Origin of the sequence: Natronobacterium haloterrestre, assembly GCF_900112205.1 — an archaeon.
Lineage (GTDB): Archaea > Halobacteriota > Halobacteria > Halobacteriales > Natrialbaceae > Natronobacterium > Natronobacterium haloterrestre.
This window is the reverse complement of the sequence record NZ_FOKW01000001.1, coordinates 610236-627417: the sequence shown is the minus strand read 5'-3', so window position 1 is coordinate 627417 and position 17182 is coordinate 610236. Positions and strand designations below refer to the sequence as shown.

Genomic DNA, 17182 nt, shown 5'->3' with positions numbered 1-17182 from the left:
CGCCGTTTGTTCGGCCCGGTCGGCGGGAATCGCCGGTTCCGCCCCGCGGTAGCCTTCGCATGGTTTAATACTGCGGTGACTGACTGTCGAACCAATGAGCGACGAGAGTCAGGAACTCGGTATCACCGAGTCGAAATCACACAAGCCCGGCGAGTGGTACGCCGAAGTGGTCCAGAAGGCGGGACTCGCGGACTACGCGCCGATGGGCGGGTTCATCGTCACGAAGCCCCGCGGCTACGCCCTCTGGGAGCGTATCCAGGACGCACTGGACGGCTGGTTCAAGCAGACCGGCGTCGACAACGTCTACTTCCCGATGTTCATCCCGGAGTCGTTCCTCGAGCGGGAGAAAGACATCGTCGAGGGGTTCGACCCCGAGGTCGCGTGGGTGACTCAGGGCGGCCACGAGGAACTCGAGGAACGACTGGCCGTCCGTCCCACGAGTGAATCGATCATTGCGCCCTTCATGGCCGACTGGACCCGCAGCCACCGCGACCTGCCCCTGCGGCTGAACCAATGGTGTTCCGTCGTCCGGTGGGAGGCCACGGAGACGAAGCCGTTCTTCCGCACGAAGGAGTTCATGTGGCAGGAAGGCCACACCGCCCACGCCACCGACGAGAGCGCCTGGGAGGAGGTCTGGACCCGCCTCGGCCAGTACGAGCGCGTCTACGAGGACGTCCTCGCCATCCCGGTGCTGCGTGGTAAGAAGCCCGAACACGACAAGTTCCCCGGCGCGGACACGACGACGACGGTGGAGGCCCTGATGCCCGACGGCAAGTCCGTCCAGGGCGGCACCAGCCACCACCTCGGCCAGAGCTTCGCCGAGGCGTTCGACATCACCTTCGTCGACGAGGACGAAGAAGAGAAGACGGCCTACACCACCTCGTGGGGGCTGTCCTGGCGCGCGCTCGGGGCGCTCATCATGACCCACTCCGACGACCAGGGGCTCGTACTCCCGCCGACCATCGCGCCCACGCAGGTCGTCATCGTTCCGATCTGGCAGGAAGACACCAAGGAGGACGTCCTCGAGTACTCCGAAAACATCGCCGAGGACCTCGAGGAAGCCGGCTTCCGCGTCGAACTCGACGACCGCGACGAGCGCAATCCCGGCTTCAAGTTCAACGAGCACGAACTCAACGGCGTCCCGCTCCGACTGGAGATCGGTCCCAACGAGGTCGAAGACGAGGAGATCACCCTGGTCCACCGCCCGGACAACGAACAGTCCGTCGCCGACCGCGCCGGGATCGTCGACACGGTCGACGCCCACCTCGAGGAGATCTACGACAAACTCTACGAGGCCGCCGAGGAGAACTTAGAGGAGAACGTCCGGGAGGCCCACAGCCCCGAGGACATCATGGGGACGATCGGCAAACACGGCGGCTACGTGAAGACGCCGTGGTGTGGCGACGAGGCCTGCGAGGAGGCCATCAAGGAGAAGGTCGCCGCGGAGATCGTCATGCAGCCCCTCGAGGACGAGGGCGGCGAGACGGCGGGTGACGTACCCGAACCCGACCACGACGAGTGTGGCGTCTGTGGCGACCCCGCCGAGGAGGTCGCGTACTTCGCGAAGTCTTACTGATTGTCACCGCCTTTTCCCGCCTTCTCTCCCGTAACTCGACCGGTGCCGCTGGCGACGGCGAATGCGTGAGCCGTCCGCACGGAACCTAATCGTTTAACCCAAGGTTGCTTGGTAACGGCCGTCGAAAATTCGATGTGGTGTTCACTCCGGTGGGTGAACACTACGTGCCTCTGACATTTCCCTTCCTTCTGCGCCGAACTGATAGTTGTCGCGCCGCGACTATTCACACCTTATATCTATATGGATGTGTCTAGAATACATTTAGTCATTATGGGTCAACCTCTTATATCGATTGCCGCTACGAAGTGGTATGTCACAGCCACACAGAGCGGTATCCACCGACCGCTCCCGGGGTCTCGCCGATCCCGAGGAATCCCGGTCGAACTGCGGCGTCGGCGTCGTAATGGACCTCGCGGGTGAGGGCGGTCGCGACGTCGTCGCCGACGGTCTCGAACTGCTCGTCAATCTCGAACACCGCGGCACCACCGGCGCCGAAGCGGACACCGGCGACGGCGCGGGTATCATGCTCCAGACGCCGGACGCGTTCTTCGCTGACGTTCTCGAGACCGATCTCCCCGACACCTACGCGGTCGGCTCGATCTTCTTCCCCCAGTCCGAGGCGGCCCGCGAGACGATCCGGGCGCTCGCCGAGGACACCTTCGCGACCTACGGCCTCGAGACCCTCGAGTGGCGCTCGGTCCCCACCGACAACACGGACCTCGGCGCGACCGCGGTCGAATCCGAACCCGACGTGTGGCAGGTGGCCGTCGCGCCCGACGAGCGGCTGACCGGCGAGGAGTTCGACCGCCGGCTCTACGTCGCACGACGCGCCCTCGAGAACGAGGTCGAGGACCGCGATATCGACGGCGCGGAGCGGTTCTACGTCTGCTCGCTCAACGCCGACACGCTCGTCTACAAGGGGCTGCTCAAGGGCGAACAGCTCCCGACCTACTACCCGGATCTGACCGACGACCGCCTCGAGTCGACGTTCGTCATGGTCCACGAACGGTTCTCGACGAACACCCTCGGGGCCTGGCACCTCGCCCATCCCCATCGGCGGATCATCCACAACGGCGAGTTCAACACCATCCAGGGCAACGTCAACTGGATGCGCGCCCGCGAGACGGACATCGCGAGCGAGACGATCGACGACTGCGTGGAACCACGTTCCACGGACACCGCGAGCGGACATCGTCCGCGAGCGACCGAGGCCGTCAAGCCGATCATCGACGACCCCGACCAGTCAGACACCGCGAGCGTCGACAACGCCCTGGAGCTCCTGATGCAGGACGGCCGCGACCTCGAGCACGCCCTGCGGATGCTCGTCCCCGAGGCCTGGCGCGGCGACGACGCGATGGACGAGGACCGCAAGGACTTCTACGACTTCCACGCCTCGCTGGTCGAACCGTGGGACGGCCCCGCGCTGGTGGCGGCGACCGACGGCGAGCGCGTCGGGGCAGTCCTCGACCGCAACGGGCTCCGGCCCTGCCGGTACGAGGTGACGAGCGAGGACCGTCTGATCGTCGCGAGCGAGAGCGGCGCGCTCGAGACCGACCCCGCCGACGTCGAGGAGCGCGGGCGGCTCCAGCCCGGCCAGCTCTTCCTCGCGGACCCCGAAGAAGGCCGGGTCATCCCGGACGAGGAGGTCTTCGAGGACCTGACCGACGACCGATACGGCGAGTGGGTCGACCGTGAGCAGATCCACGTCGACGACATCCGGGAAACCGCAGACAGCAGCCCTCGGACGGAGGTTCCCGCCCTGCGGGACTACCAGACCGCCTTCGGCTACACGCACGACGAACTCGAGAACCTGATCGAGCCGATGACCAAGAAAGGAAAGGACCCCGTCGGCTCGATGGGCGACGACACGCCGCTTTCGGTGCTGACGGAGTTCAACCGGCCGCTGTTTTCGTACTTCAAGCAGCTGTTCGCCCAGGTCACGAACCCGCCGCTGGACTACATCCGGGAGGAACTGGTGACCTCCCTCGAATCGCGGCTGGGGTTCCAGCGCAACCTGCTCGACGAGTCCCCCGAACACGCCCGGCAACTCGTCCTCGACTCGCCCGTGCTGACCGACGCCGACCTCGAGGCGGTGCGGGACTGTGAGGCCAACGGCCTCACGGCCGCGACGGTCGACATTACCTACGAGCGCGACGACGACGTGGAGTCCGGCACGGCCCTCGAGGCGGCGATCGAACGCGTCCGCGCGGACGCCGTCGAGGCGATCGAGGCCGGCCACGACGTCCTGGTCCTCTCGGACCGGAACGTCTCCGCCGACCGCGTCGCGATCCCGAGCCTGCTGGCGACCGGCGCGGTCCATCACCGGCTCGTCCGCAACGGCCTGCGCAACCACGTCGGGCTCGTCGTCGAGTCCGCCGAGCCCCGGACGGTCCACCACTTCGCGACGCTGATCGGCTACGGCGCGGGCGCGGTCAACCCCTACCTCGCCTTCCGAACGATCGAGGACATCACGGCCGGCCCGGACGGTGCCGACGCCGCGGACGCGATCGACGCCTACGTCGGCGCGGTCGAGGACGGGCTCCTGAAGACGATGGCCAAGATGGGTATCTCGACGGTCGAGAGCTACCAGGGGGCCCAGATCTTCGAGGCCGTCGGCCTCGACTCCGAGGTCGTCTCGGAGTACTTCGAGGGCACCGAGAACCGCACCGAGGGAATCGGTCTCGCCGAGATCGAGGCCGACCTCCGAGAGCGCCACACCGCGGCCTTCGGAGGCGAGGACTCGGACCTCGAGCGTCACGGCGAGTTCGAACACCGCTCCGACGGCATCCACCACCAGTGGAACCCCGAGACGGTCGGCACGCTCCAGCAGGCCGTCCGCTCGAACGACTACGAGCGCTACCGTGAGTTCGCGTCGCTGATCAACGACCAGAACGAGGAGCTCCAGACCCTGCGGGGCCTGCTCGAGTTCGACTCGGACCGCGAGTCGATCCCCGTCGAGGAGGTCGAACCGGTCAAAGACATCGTCGAGCGGTTCTCCACCGCGGCGATGTCGCTCGGGAGCCTGTCGCCGGAGGCCCACGAGAACAACTCGATCGCGATGAACCGGATCGGCGCCAAGAGCAATTCGGGCGAGGGCGGCGAGCCGCCCGAACGGTTCGGCACGGAGAAAGAGTGCAACGTCAAGCAGGTCGCCTCGGGCCGGTTCGGCGTCACCTCGACGTACCTCTCCTCGGCCGACGAACTCCAGATCAAGATGGCCCAGGGCTCGAAACCCGGCGAGGGCGGCCACCTGCCCGGCGAGAAGGTCAACGAGATGATCGCCCACGTCCGCAAGTCCACGCCCGGCGTCGGGCTGATCTCGCCGCCGCCGCTGCACGACATCTACTCGATCGAGGATCTCAAACAGCTGATCTTCGATCTGAAGGCCGCGAACGAGGACGCCGACATCAACGTCAAGCTCGTCTCCGAGGCGGGGATCGGCACGGTCGCGGCCGGCGTCGCGAAGGCCAACGCCGACGTGGTCCACATCTCGGGGCACTCGGGCGGGACGGGCGCGTCGCCCCGCACCTCGATCAAGAACGCCGGCCTCCCGTGGGAACTCGGCCTCGCCGAGGCGAACCAGATGCTGCGCGAGACGGGACTGCGCGACCGCATCCGCGTCTCGACCGACGGCGGGCTGAAGACCGGTCGCGACGTCGCGGTCGCCGCCTTGCTCGGTGCCGAGGAGTACGTCTTCGGCACCGCCTCGCTCGTCACCAGCGGATGCGTGATGGCCCGCCAGTGCCACAAGAACACCTGTCCCGTCGGCGTCGCGACCCAGCGCGAGGACCTCCGCAAGCGGTTCCCCGGCGAACCCGAACACGTCATCAACTACATGACGTTCATCGCGCAGGAACTGCGCGAGATCATGGCCGAGTTAGGGTTCGAGACGGTCGACGAGATGATCGGTCGCGTCGACGCCCTGGAGCAGCGCGACGACGTCGACCACCCGAAGGCCCGCACCGTCGACCTCTCGGCGGTACTCGCCGACCCCGGCGGCGACGTCCGCCGGAAGGTCCGCGAGCAGGACCACGGCCTCGAGGACCACCTCGATCGGGACCTCCTCGAAGCCGCCGCCGACGCAGTGGAGAACCGGGAACCGGTCGCGCTCGAGACGCGCGTCGAGAACGTCGACCGCGCGGTCGGCGCCTTGCTCTCGAACCGCATCACGAGCCGGTACGGCGAACCCGGCCTCCCGGAGGACACGCTCACGGTCGACCTCGAGGGGACCGCCGGCCAGAGCTTCGGCGCGTTCCTGGCGAACGGCGTCTCCCTGCACCTCGATGGGACCGCCAACGACCACGTCGGCAAGGGCCTTTCGGGCGGCAAGATCGCAGTGCGGACGCCCGACGACGCCGGCTACGAACCGACCGAGAACGTCGCCATCGGGAACGTCGCGCTCTACGGCGCGACCGACGGGCAACTGTACGTCAACGGGGTCGCCGGCGAACGCTTCGCCGTCCGCAACTCCGGCGCGAAAGCCGTCGTCGAGGGCGTCGGCGACCACGGCTGTGAGTACATGACCGGCGGGGTCGTCGCGGTCCTCGGCGACACGGGCAAGAACTTCGCCGCGGGCATGTCCGGCGGTGTGGCCTACGTCTACGATCCCGACGGCTCCTTCGCCGACCGTGCCAACACCGGGATGGTCTCGCTGTACGACGACCTGGAGGACGAAGACGAGCAGATGCTGCGCCGCCTCGTCGAGAACCACGTCGCCTACACGGGCTCGGACCGGGGCGAACGCCTGCTCGAGAACTGGGAGCGCACCCTCGAGCGGTTCGTGAAAGTGATGCCCGACGCCTACCGCGAGGCGATCGCGGAACAGGGGTCGGACGACGTTCGGAAGGAACTGCCCGAGTCGCCGGAGAAGGCCGTCGAAGCGGACGCGACGGAGTTCGCGGCAAGCGACGACTAGGGGCCAGCGGGGCCTACCGCCCGTAACCGGACAGAGGGAGGACGACGGGCTTCGCTCGAGCAGTCACGTGAGCGGGAACCGGGAACGCGGCGGCGGGACGTTCCGCGTCCGGAATCCATCTGCGGTCGAGAATCGAGGTTCGAAGCCCCTGACGTCGATCACCTCCTCCCCTCGTTCGCCGAATCCGTCGTAGCAGTCTTCCTCCTCGTCTCCCGCTCCCGTTTCCGGACACGCGTCGGTTTGCGTGAGTACCCGTTCCCGGAAGCTCGTGCTACCGATATCGGTTGTGACTCCCATCCGGAAAGACCGACCCGGTCGGGATCAGCCGCGTTTCGGCGTACGCTTCGCCGTCGGCGTAGTCGACGCCTGGCTGGACGTACGGGTACGGGCCGTCCGCCGGGGTGTTCTGGACCCGGCCGCCGTCGTCGGGCGTCCGGACCGGGTCCGTCGCCCCGTAGTCGATCGGCGAGTGATCCTCGAGGTAGTCGGCGACGACGTCGACCGGAACGACGCCGTCCTCGACGTGCACGTCGCTGAAGGGAAACCCGCAGTTTCCGAGGTCCCGCTCGGGATCGCCGGGACGGGTGAACGTCGCGACGGAGTATTTCGCTTCGGGATCGACCGACTCGCCGTCGACGATCAGGTCGACGAGTCGGCGTTCCCGTTTCGCGGTCGGATCGACGACCACCTCGACGTTCGAGGAGTAGTTACGGACGCGGCCGTCCTCCTGTTCGTAGACGTACGGCGTGAAGTTGTCCGTGAGGAACGCCTCCATGTGATTCAGCAGTTGCTGTCCGTACGCCCCCCCTCGAGCGACGGGGCCGGTCATCGGAAACGCCCGATACAGGTGCTCGAGCGTGATCTCGCCGGCGGGAACCGCGGGGCCGTACCGGAACCCGTGGGTGACCGCGAGGTCGGTCCCGAAATAGCTCCGGAGCGCGTCGCCGAACAGCAGGTTCCACCCGCTCTCGAGGAACGACTGGCGATCGAGCGGCGTCTCCGTCTCGCCGACGACCGTATCGAGGGGGCGCTCGAGGGTTCCGTCCCCGCGCTCGTCGGAGACCTCCGCGTCGAAGAACGGATCGCGGATCGTCTCGACCGTCCGTTCGGCGGCCGGCTCCGGATCGGGCGTGTACTCGTGCCCTTCGGCGAGACAGTAGAGGACGTGGCGGACGGCGACGCCGTCCCCGTCGTACCGGAGGTCCACGCGTCCGAGTCCGTCGCCGGTCCCCGATTCGACGACGACCGTCCCCGTTTCCTCGATCACGATCGGATCGTGGGTGTACTCGTGCGTGTGTGCGCTGAACAGGACGTCGATCCCCTCGAGGTCTTTCGCCGCCTGTACGGCCCACGGCAACCCGATCTCGGTGACCGCGAGCACGACGTCGGCCCCCGCGTCCCGGGCGTCGCGTGCGGCCTCCTCGAGCAACGTGGGGTGTTTCCCGAACCGGTACTTCCCCTCGTGGAAGGCCGGTGCCATCCGGTCGACGTAGACGTTCGTCATGCCGACGACCCCGATCTCGATACCGCCTACGCGCTCGACCGTGTAGGGATCGAACAGCAACTCGTCGTCGTCCGGTTCGAAGAGGTTGTTCGCCAGCACCCGCGCCTCGAGGGCGTCCATCAGCTCCCGGAGGTTGCCGTCTTCGGCCCCTTCGTTCCCGAAATCCCAGTTCCCGGGGACGTACACGTCGGGCCGGAGGTGGTCGTTGATCGGTTCGAGCATCGCTCGCCCGTTCGTGTACGTCGTTTCGGCGGCCCCGTGGAACGTGTCGCCGCTCATCAGCGTCAAGGTCCCGTCGGCGGCCGCTCGGATCTCCTCGAGTTTCGCGGTCAACAGCGGGATCCCGCCGCCGCGTCGCAACAGGCGGTCGTCGTCGCCGAACTCGAAGTCGGGACGGGATTCGGGGTTGTCGTAGTAGACGTGATACTCGGGGACGAGTTGGCCGTGAAGGTCGCTGACGTGAAGACAGCTCACGTCGGGTTCATTGGGTCCCTCCCCTCCCTCGGCGGTCGACCCGTCGAGCCCCGTCCACGCGCCCAGATACGCCGTATCGAGATCCATACGTACTCTCTTTCTACGCCGAGGTCCTCCAAGCCGTTTCCTTGCGTGTGCGTTCAGTAGTAGTACGCCATGGCTACCACGTCGTTCGTCGTCGACCCGAGAGCCGGACGGAAGGTTCGCGGGTGCCCGCGCGAACGGTCTCGTCCGCGGGCGGTAGACGCTGTTCAGGCTCGGGGAGCGCGTAACCGTTCCAGTCGGAACGCTCCGGGACGGCACGCGGAAAATCGGACTCGGACCCGGGAAACCGGGACCGTCGCTAGCGGCCCAGCGTGTGGAACTCGTCGTTCGGTCGCATGTCCGCGAACATCGCCATCCGGTTGCTCAGGTTGAAAAACGCCGTCACCGCGGCGATGTCCCAGATCGCCTCCTCGCCGAACCCGGCCTCGCGCAGCGCCTCGAGGTCGTCCTCCTCGACCTCGGTCGGGCGCTCGGTGAGCTTCACGGCGACGTCGAGCATCGTCCGGTGGGCCTCGTCGATATCGGCCGTCCGGTAGTTCGCGACCAGCTGGTCCGCCAGCTGGGGATCGTCGGCGTAGATCCGGACGAGCGCGCCGTGGGCCACGTTGCAGTAGTAGCAGTGGTTGACGCCCGAGACCGCGACGATGATCATCTCGATCTCCTCGCGCTCTAGCGCCGAGTCCTCGACCAGCGCGTCGTGGTACTGGAAGAAGGCCCGGAAGTGCGAGGGTTTGTACGCGAACGCCGAGAATACGTTGGGCGTGAACCCGGCGTCTTCGGTCTCCTCGGCGAGCCGTTCCCGGAGGTCCTCCGGAAGCTCCTCGTACTCGGGGACCGGAAAGCGGGTCATCGCGTCGTCCGCGAGGTGGGGTTCGACGGCCGGTTCGTCCGCGTCGGGGTCGTCGGCGGTGCCCATACGTCCCGTTTTTCGCTGGCGGTAATAATTGGCGGTGGAACGGTTACGAGGACTCGAGCACCCCACCCGCCTCCTGCGCGGCCTCGAGAACCGGGTCCGCCTCGCCGTCCGGGGCCGAAAGCAGGTGGGCCGGACAGTCACAATCCGACGCGCCGAACGCGTCGATGGGGTCGCCGGGGAGTCGGTCGGCCAGTTCGCACTCGCGGTCCTCGTCGGGGAAGCGAACGACGGTCTCGAGGCTCGTCGCCGGGTGGCCGAGCAGGTAGTCGACGTGCCAGTGGCGCGCGTCGCGCTCGCCGGCGGCGAGTTCGCGGTGACGGTCGACGCGGGCGAACCCGCCCGGCCCGAAGGCGCTACCGACGTAGGCGTACGCGCCCGCCGGGAACGTCAGGTCGCCGAGCGCGCCGACCTCGACCGTCGCCTGCCGACTCACCTCGAGGAGGAGAACGTACGTGCCGCCCATACCGGGAGTCGGGGGAGCGGTGCAAAAACGACGGCGATCTCCGCGCAGGGCCGTGCTTTCCGGCCCCGCAACTGCGCAACACGCGGCCAGCCGTCCGGAGCGGTTCCTCGATCCGGCGATCAGCCCTCGGCGTTCCGGTCGTAGTCCTCGTCGGTCCGATCCTCGACGTCGTCGGTCGGCGGCCGATCGTGGACGTGCCGGCGGTTGCTCATGTCGTCGTCTGTCCCCTCCTGACGGTCGCCGCGCGTGTCACGCTCGTGGTCGCGGTCGTCGGAACCGGGTTCCGAGTCGGTCCAGTGGCCGCTCTCGTCGCGGTGGCCACGCTGTCGATACCGGAGGCCGCCCCCGGACTGGGGAGTGTCCCCTTGTCGCCCTTCCGGTCGCCCGGATTCGAACTCGTCCGTTCCGGTGTCGCCTCTGCCGCGGTCGTACTCGCCACGGCCCTCGCCGCGGCCTCGAGAGCGGTGCTGGTCTCCCTGCCCGCGGTCGTTGCCGCGGCGGCCTCCGCCCCGATCGCGGGAGCGGGGCTGGTCCTCTCGCCCTCGCCCTCGCCCGCGGTCCTGGCCACCGCGGTCGCCGCGTTCGTGGCGGGTCCCCCGCTCGCCGCGTCGCATGGATCGCTCGTCGTCGCGGTCGCGTCCGCGGTCCCCGCCCCGTTCCGGCGGCCTGCCGGCCGGTTCGCCGCCGTATTCGGTCGGGACGTCGTCGCGGTCGGGCATCCCCTGACTACGCTGGTGGCGGCCGCCCCGGGGCTGTCCCTGTCGCGGGCGTCCCTCGCGCCCGCCGCCTCGCTCGTGACCGCCGCGCTGTTCGACCTCGCCACGGGGCCAGCGCTGTTGCATGCCGCGTCGCTGATCGCCCTCGCGACCGCGGTGCTCGTCTCGGCCGCGATCGGACCGACCTCGAGGCGGCCGCATCTCGTCGTGCGAGCGGGTCTCGTGCCCGCGCCGGCGTGTCTGGCCCTGCCGTCGATCGCGGTCGCGATCGCGGTCCTGGTCCTGACGACCGCCGCGTTCGTACCGTCCCTCGCTGGGCCGCCCGGGCGCCTGGGCGTGTCCCTCGCGGCCCGATCCGCGTTCCCGTCTGTCTCGGTCACCGTGGCCGCGTTCCTGCCCGCCCTGGACCCTGCGGCCGCGTTCCTGCTGGCGCGGACGGTGACGCGACCGGCCGCGGTCACGTCCGCCGCCCCCGCCTTGCGTTCGGCCGCGGTCGCGACCCATGTCGGCTTCCTGCCCCCGACCTCGAGTCCGGTCTCGAGGCCGCGACTCCGAGCGCCCGGAGTCCCGACCGCCTCGAACCTCCGCACGATCATCGCGCCGGTCGTCGTGCCGTGCTTCGCCGCCGTACTCGAGCGTCCCCTCCCTGCGCGCGTTCGTCTCGAATCCACTTCGATCGCCGCCGCGGCCGCCCGATCCGGAACGCCGCCGATCGCGGTCGCCGCCGCGGCCCTGGATGTCGCCGTGCCCGCGGCCGGACCCGCGTCCGCCTTCGCGTCCCCGTCCGCCTTCGTGTGTCCGTCCGCCGCCTTCGCGGCCGCTCCCGCGCGGCGAGTGGTGCATCCGTCCACGGCGGTCCTCGCCGCGGTCACGGCCGCGATCCCGGTGCCGGTCGCCCTCGCCGACGTTCCCGCGCTCGGACCGCATCGGGCCGCGGTCCCGATCGGATCGTCGATCGCCTTCCCGACCGCGGTCCCGTTCGGATCGTCGGCCCCGTCGGTCGCGCTCGTCCGCTCGATGCTCCCGTTCGCGCTCGTCCCGCCGCCGATCGTCGTTTCGGTCGCTCATGGTTGTAGTGGAATGGTCGACGCGCTGCTGATGGCGCTTCGGCGGTATCGGCTACCCCGAGCGAGCGGTTAAATCCGGAGCGTGCGTTCGCTTGCATCGCGGGAGGACGCCGCCCCGTCTCGAGTCCGGCGGCGCGGTCCGTCGTCTTTTTCTCCCGAAGCGACGACCCTCCGACATGGACGACGCACTCGTCATCGGCGGCACGCGATTCATCGGCCGCCACCTCGTCGACGAACTGCTCGCACACGACTACGAAGTCACGCTGTTCAACCGCGGCAACCACGAGAACCCGTTCGCCGACGACGACCGCGTCGATCACGTCGAGGGCGACCGGACGGACGACGACGCCCTCGAGGCGGCCGGGCGCGAGGTCGATCCCGACGCCGTCTTCGACTGCGTCGCCTACTACCCCGACGACGTCCGGACCGCGACCCGGATCTTCGCCGACTGCGAGGCGTACGTCTACGTCTCGAGCGGCGCGGCATACGGCCGCGAGGACATCCCCAAGCGGGAGGACGAGACGCCCCTCGCGGACTGTACGGACGAGCAGGCGACCGACGACTCCCACGCGACCTACGGCAACCGGAAGGCCGAAGGCGACCGTGCCGTCTTCGAGGCCGCCGAAAACGGAGTGAACGCGATGTCGCTTCGCCCGCCGATCGTCTACGGCCCCCACGACTACACCGAGCGGCTCGACTTCTGGATCGACCGCGTGAACCGCTTCGACCGGGTGGTCGTCCCGGGCGACGGGACGAACCTCTGGCACCGCGTCTACGTCGAGGACGTGGCAAGCGCCCTGCGGATCGTCGCCGAGCGCGGCGACCCCGGCGAGGCGTACAACACCGGCGACCGACGGCTCGTCACCATAGAGGAGATGGTCGAGTTGATCGCCGACCAGCTGGATGGCGCGGCCGACCTCGAAGTCGTCCACGCCGGTCCCCGCGAACTCGCCGCCGGCGGGATCGAACTCGATGACTACCCCCTCTACCGGGAGTACCCCCACGTCATGGCGACGAACAAGCTCGCGGACCTGGGGTGGGAGTCGACGCCGCTCGAGGAGGCGATGAGCCGCGCCGTCGCGGATCACCTCGAGAGCGACCGCGACGGCCGCGACCAGGGGCCGGACCGCGAGGACGAGGAGCGAGTGCTGGGCGTGTTGGATACGCTCTGAGGTGCTTCCGGGACGCACACGGGTTCAAGCGTCGAGCTACCACGACGACAGTGCGGACCGCCCGTGGACCCGCCACAGCGCCGCGAGGAAGAGCACCGCTCCCACGAGGACGAACGCGCCGCCGAAATAGAAGGCATAGGCCACGCTGTAGTCGGTCAGCACGCCCGCGATCATCGGTCCCGCGACGCTGCCGGGACGCCAGACCAGTTCTCGAACGCCGAAACTCGAGGCGACGCCGCCCCCGTCGCTTGTCCCTTCGTCGGCGAACAGCGCCATGCTGGCCGGTTCGCGGAACGCGTCGGCGACCCCGAGCAACCCGCTCAGCCCGACCAGCGGGAGAAAGCCCGGTCCGAGCGCGGCGACCGCCGCGGCAGCGGGGACCCCGGCCGACTCTCCCGACCTCGCGGATCGCCTCGAGTCGCCCGCCGCCGTTCAGTCGTTCGAATCCGGCACGACCACCACTCTCGAGGGGTCGCCATGGCAATTGCGGTTCGAAACAGGGTCCCGTCGGAGCCGCGACGAGGAAAAACACGTATGGTCGCCGCGTGAGTCGGTCAACGTATGTTCGACAAGTCGACGTGGATCCGGCTCCCGCGAAACGTCGTCGTCGGTCACGGCGTCGTCGACCAGGTCGTCGACGTCGTCGACGACGTCCACCTGCAGGGACGCCCGCTGTTCGTGACGAGCCCGACCCCCAAGGAGGTCGCGGCGGATCCGATCGCCGCCGACTTCGAGGCCGCCGGGATCGACCCCGCGGTCGTCACGGTCGAAACCGCGACCTTCGACGCCGTCGAGCGGGTGATCGGGACCGCCGAGGCCGAGGAGGCCTCCTACCTTGTCGGGATCGGCGGCGGCAAGGCCATCGACATCGCGAAGATGGCCAGCCACCACCTCGAGATGGGCTTTCTCTCGGTCCCGACGGCGGCGAGTCACGACGGAATCGTCAGCAACCGCGGCTCGGTCCCGGACGGCGACACCCGCCACAGCGTCGCGGCCGAACCGCCGCTGGCCGTCGTCGCCGACACGGAGATCCTCGCGGACGCCCCCTGGGAACTGACGACCGCCGGCTGTGCCGACATCATCTCGAACTACACCGCCGTGATGGACTGGCGGCTGGCGAGGCGGCTCAAGGACGTCGAACACTCCGAGTACGCCGCCGCGCTCTCCGAGATGACCGCGGAGATCCTGGTCGACAACGCCGACCTCATCCGGCCCGGCCTCGAGGAGTCGGCCTGGATCGTCACGAAGGCGCTGATGTCCTCCGGCGTGGCGATGAGCATCGCCGGCTCCTCGCGGCCGGCCAGCGGGGCCGAACACCTCTTCTCCCATCAACTCGACCGGCTGGCCCCGAACGCGGCGCTGCACGGCCACCAGGTCGGCGTCGGTTCGATAATGACCGCCTACCTCCACGGCGGCGAACGTGGCTTCTGGCGTGACATCCGGTCGGCCCTGGAGAGCATCGACGCGCCGACGACCGCCGCGGAACTCGGGATCGACGAGGAGACGCTCCTCGAGGCGTTGACGACCTGCCACGAGATCCGGGACCGGTACACCATCCTGGGCGACGGCATGAACGAGCGCGCCGCCCGCGAGGTCGCGACGAAGACGGGCGTCATCGACTGAGTCGACCGGTCGGCCCAGGCGCTTGCCGCCGCCAGCGAATACTTCATTGCCGGCCGCCGTTTAGACCCCTGGAACCACATGGCACGGCGAGATGCGATCGTCCGCGTCGATCTGGGCGACGAGTCCGCGACGAGCGAGCCGGTGCCCGAGGCGTGGCTCCGGTCGTATCTCGGGGGGAAGGGACTCGGCGCTCGCTACCTCTACGAGGAACTCGAGCCGGGGACCGACCCGTTCGGCGACGACGCCGTCCTCCTCTTCCTCGTTGGCCCGCTGACGGGCTACCTGCCAGGCGAACAGCGGTACGTCGTCGTCACCCGGTCGCCGCTGACCGGCACCTTCCTCGACTCCTACGCGGGCGGGGAGATGGCGAGTCGGCTCGCGGGCTCGCTCGAGGACCACGTCGGCGTGCTCGTGACCGGGCGGGCGGAGCGGCCGGTCGCCCTCTCGGTCGCCGCCGGCAAGGTGACGGTCGAACCGGCCGGCGACCTGTGGGGGCTCGACGCGCGCGAGACCGACGAGCGGTTCCCGGACGCGGCGGTCGCGTGTATCGGCCCCGCCGGCGAGCGACGCGTCTCGTACGCGACGATCGCGTCCGAGGGCGGCGACCACCACGCCGGCCGCGGCGGCGCGGGCGCGGTAATGGGCGCGAAGCGCCTGAAGGCCGTCGTGGCCCGGGACGGGCCGCCGACGCCGACCGACGACCTTCGTACGCTTCGCCGACGGGACGAGGCCGCCTTCGCCGACGACGACATCGGTCGCTGGCAGGCTGCCAGCGAGACCCTCGAGACTGTCGACTTCGCGGACGAGGTCGGCGTGCTCCCGACCCGGGGGTGGCAGGAGGGCGCGTTCGACGGCGCGGAAGACGTCGGAATCGAGGCCGCTCGCGCCGCCGCGTCCGGGCGGGAACGGGGCGACGACCCGGTTCCGGGCGGGTTCCGGGTCCGGAGCGCGAGCGGAGCCGACGGCGAGTCCGGGGAAGGGGAGGACGGAGAGGAGACCGTCCCCCGCGGCGCGACCCCCATCTCCCTCGGCTCTGGGCTCGGGATCGACGACTTCGACGCCGTCGCGGCGCTCGGATCGATCTGCGATCGGCTCGCTCAAGACGTGATCTCGAGCGGCAACGCGGTCGCGTGGGCGATCCGCGCGAGCCAGGAGGACCACCTCGAGCGCGATCTCGAGTTCGGCGACGAGGCGGCGGCCCGCGACCTCATCGAGGAGATCGCCGAACGGTCGACCCCGCTGGGCGACGCCCTCGCAGACGGCGTCGAGGCGGCGGCCGCGGAGTACGGCGGCGAGGACCTGATCCCGTCGGTCAAGGGGATGGCCCTCTCCTCCTACGATCCCCGCGGCGCGTCGGCGATGGCGCTCGCGTACGCGACCAGCGACCGCGGGGCCTGCCACCGGCGGGCGCGGCCGGTCGAAGCCGAAGCGCTCGCGGGCGCGGACTGGACGACGGCCGACCGCGTCGCCGCGGTCGTCGAGGAGCAGAACCGGCGGGCCCTGTGCTGGAGCCTCGTTGCCGACGACTTCGTCGCCGATGCGCTCCCGCCCGCACACATCGCGGAGTGGCTCGAGGCCGTCGGCCGCGAGCGTGAACCCGCCGCCCTCGAGCGTATCGGCGAGCGGGTCTGGACGCTCGTCCGCCTGTTCAACGTCCGCGAGGGATTCTCCCGCGCGGACGACGCCCTCCCCGAGCGGTTGACCGAACCGCTCGAGGGCGGCCCCAACGACGGGGCCGCGATCGATCCCGACGCGTTCGAGACGATGCTCGATCGCTACTACGAGCGACGCGGCTGGGACGAGCGGGGGCGGCCGACCCGGGCGACGCTCGAGCGACTGGGGCTGGCGGATCTCGCGGTGCCGGAGTCGATCGGCGACGGGGAACCCGGAGGTGACCGCCCGTGACCGACCGAATCGACCTCGACGACCTCGAGACCGACGCCGACGAAGAGGAAGAGCCCGACGCGAACCGCGGCGACTGGTTCTGGCGCGGCGAGGGAACGCCGGAGGAGGAACCGGAGCCGACCCGCACGGCAGGTGCCACGACGGAACCGGGGACGGCCGATTCCGGGGACGACGACGTGGACGCGACCGAGCCCGACTCCCAGCCAGCGCCCCGGGTTCCGCGGGACGACGCGAGCAAACCGGCCGGCATCCCGACCGAGCACGGCGGGGCCGGTGCGGGTGCGGTCGCCGGAACCGGGACCGGAACGGACGTCGGAACCGGAGGCGAACCGAACGGCGAACCGCGAGCCGCCGGCTCGGCCGCCGAAGGGCCGCACGGCGGCGGCGTCGACGACATGACGATGGCGTTCACGTACGACGCGCTCGGGCGACTCGCCGACCCCGCGGCAGTCTTCGCGGCCGCATCGGGGTGGGCCGACTGGATCGGCATCGTCGGCGACGTCGAGACCCACCGCATCACGAAGTTCCAGCGAACGCACGGCGTCGACGCCGACTTCTTCACCGGCAGCGGCAGCGACCCCGCCGAGCGACTCCGGGGGATCGACCGGACGTCGATGTTCTACGCCGAGCGGATGGTCGTCGTCGGCCTCGAGGACGCCGACAACGATCGGCCCGACTCGAGCGATGAGGCGATCGCGGACGCCGCCGACTGGGAGTTCGTCCCGCTCGAGACGGCCGCGGAGAAGGCGGACTGGGAGCTAGAGTAGCCGGGAGTCGGCCGTCTTCCCGGCGGTCCACCCTCTCGA

At 69.4% G+C, this 17182-nt stretch carries 11 protein-coding genes and 1 pseudogene; 7 read left to right on the top strand and 5 right to left on the bottom strand.

Going from position 1 to position 17182, the window contains the following annotated elements; all coding sequences use genetic code 11:
• Positions 1-94: 94 nt before the first annotated feature.
• Together proS and gltB are read left to right on the top strand one after the other, a co-directional pair.
• A complete protein-coding gene (proS, locus tag BM113_RS02980; protein ID WP_089785192.1) occupies positions 95-1576 on the top strand; it encodes a proline--tRNA ligase in 1482 nt (493 codons plus the stop codon).
• Positions 1577-1886: 310 nt separating this feature from the next.
• Complete coding sequence (gene gltB / locus BM113_RS02975; protein WP_089785190.1) at positions 1887-6491, top strand: glutamate synthase large subunit; 4605 nt, start codon at positions 1887-1889, stop codon at positions 6489-6491.
• Positions 6492-6762: 271 nt separating this feature from the next.
• Here gltB and BM113_RS02965 read toward each other — a convergent pair whose 3' ends face one another.
• The 4 genes from BM113_RS02965 to BM113_RS02950 all read right to left on the bottom strand — a co-directional run bounded on the left by BM113_RS02965 (position 6763) and on the right by BM113_RS02950 (position 10612).
• On the bottom strand, positions 6763-8556 hold the full coding sequence (locus tag BM113_RS02965) for a bifunctional metallophosphatase/5'-nucleotidase (protein ID WP_089785187.1): 1794 nt from the start codon (positions 8554-8556) through the stop codon (positions 6763-6765).
• A 256-nt stretch (positions 8557-8812) separates the two neighbouring features.
• Entirely contained in the window at positions 8813-9430 is a 618-nt protein-coding gene (locus BM113_RS02960; RefSeq protein ID WP_089785185.1) for a peroxidase-related enzyme, read from the bottom strand.
• A gap of 43 nt (positions 9431-9473) precedes the next feature.
• Entirely contained in the window at positions 9474-9893 is a 420-nt protein-coding gene (locus BM113_RS02955; protein WP_089785183.1) for a GIY-YIG nuclease family protein, read from the bottom strand.
• Between the two features lie 119 nt (positions 9894-10012).
• Positions 10013-10612 (bottom strand): hypothetical protein, encoded by a 600-nt coding sequence (locus tag BM113_RS02950; protein WP_089785182.1) that lies wholly within the window; start codon positions 10610-10612, stop codon positions 10013-10015.
• A 15-nt stretch (positions 10613-10627) separates the two neighbouring features.
• Here BM113_RS02950 and BM113_RS02945 point away from each other — a divergent pair, with 15 nt between their 5' ends.
• Together BM113_RS02945 and BM113_RS02940 are read left to right on the top strand one after the other, a co-directional pair.
• The gene (locus BM113_RS02945; RefSeq protein ID WP_089785180.1) at positions 10628-11749 is read left to right on the top strand and encodes a hypothetical protein; all 1122 of its coding nucleotides are present in this window, start codon (positions 10628-10630) and stop codon (positions 11747-11749) included.
• A 103-nt stretch (positions 11750-11852) separates the two neighbouring features.
• Complete coding sequence (locus BM113_RS02940) at positions 11853-12848, top strand: NAD-dependent epimerase/dehydratase family protein (protein WP_089785178.1); 996 nt, start codon at positions 11853-11855, stop codon at positions 12846-12848.
• A 36-nt stretch (positions 12849-12884) separates the two neighbouring features.
• Here BM113_RS02940 and BM113_RS02935 read toward each other — a convergent pair.
• A pseudogene (locus BM113_RS02935) lies at positions 12885-13244 on the bottom strand (MFS transporter); the annotation flags it as partial.
• Positions 13245-13409: 165 nt separating this feature from the next.
• On the opposite strand from BM113_RS02935, the gene BM113_RS02930 reads away from it, so the two are divergent.
• The 3 genes from BM113_RS02930 to BM113_RS02920 all read left to right on the top strand — a co-directional run bounded on the left by BM113_RS02930 (position 13410) and on the right by BM113_RS02920 (position 17143).
• On the top strand, positions 13410-14471 hold the full coding sequence (locus tag BM113_RS02930) for an NAD(P)-dependent glycerol-1-phosphate dehydrogenase (protein WP_089785177.1): 1062 nt from the start codon (positions 13410-13412) through the stop codon (positions 14469-14471).
• Positions 14472-14549: 78 nt separating this feature from the next.
• Positions 14550-16376, top strand: a complete 1827-nt coding sequence (locus BM113_RS02925; RefSeq protein WP_089785175.1) for an aldehyde ferredoxin oxidoreductase family protein — start codon at positions 14550-14552, stop codon at positions 16374-16376.
• Positions 16373-17143: a DUF7124 domain-containing protein gene (locus BM113_RS02920; RefSeq protein ID WP_089785173.1), complete on the top strand. Its 771-nt coding sequence runs from the start codon at positions 16373-16375 to the stop codon at positions 17141-17143. Before BM113_RS02925 ends, BM113_RS02920 begins: the two co-directional genes overlap by 4 nt.
• Positions 17144-17182: the final 39 nt, after the last annotated feature.

Excerpts from the sequence above, each read along its gene's own strand:
- BM113_RS02930 (WP_089785177.1), top strand. The coding sequence starts at position 13,410 with ATGTTCGACAAGTCGACGTGGATCCGGCTCCCGCGAAACGTCGTCGTC.
- BM113_RS02925 (WP_089785175.1), top strand. The coding sequence starts at position 14,550 with ATGGCACGGCGAGATGCGATCGTCCGCGTCGATCTGGGCGACGAGTCC.
- BM113_RS02955 (WP_089785183.1), bottom strand. The coding sequence starts at position 9,893 with ATGGGCGGCACGTACGTTCTCCTCCTCGAGGTGAGTCGGCAGGCGACG.
- BM113_RS02965 (WP_089785187.1), bottom strand. The coding sequence starts at position 8,556 with ATGGATCTCGATACGGCGTATCTGGGCGCGTGGACGGGGCTCGACGGG.
- BM113_RS02960 (WP_089785185.1), bottom strand. The coding sequence starts at position 9,430 with ATGGGCACCGCCGACGACCCCGACGCGGACGAACCGGCCGTCGAACCC.
- BM113_RS02950 (WP_089785182.1), bottom strand. The coding sequence starts at position 10,612 with ATGCCCGACCGCGACGACGTCCCGACCGAATACGGCGGCGAACCGGCC.
- BM113_RS02940 (WP_089785178.1), top strand. The coding sequence starts at position 11,853 with ATGGACGACGCACTCGTCATCGGCGGCACGCGATTCATCGGCCGCCAC.
- proS (WP_089785192.1), top strand. The coding sequence starts at position 95 with ATGAGCGACGAGAGTCAGGAACTCGGTATCACCGAGTCGAAATCACAC.
- gltB (WP_089785190.1), top strand. The coding sequence starts at position 1,887 with ATGTCACAGCCACACAGAGCGGTATCCACCGACCGCTCCCGGGGTCTC.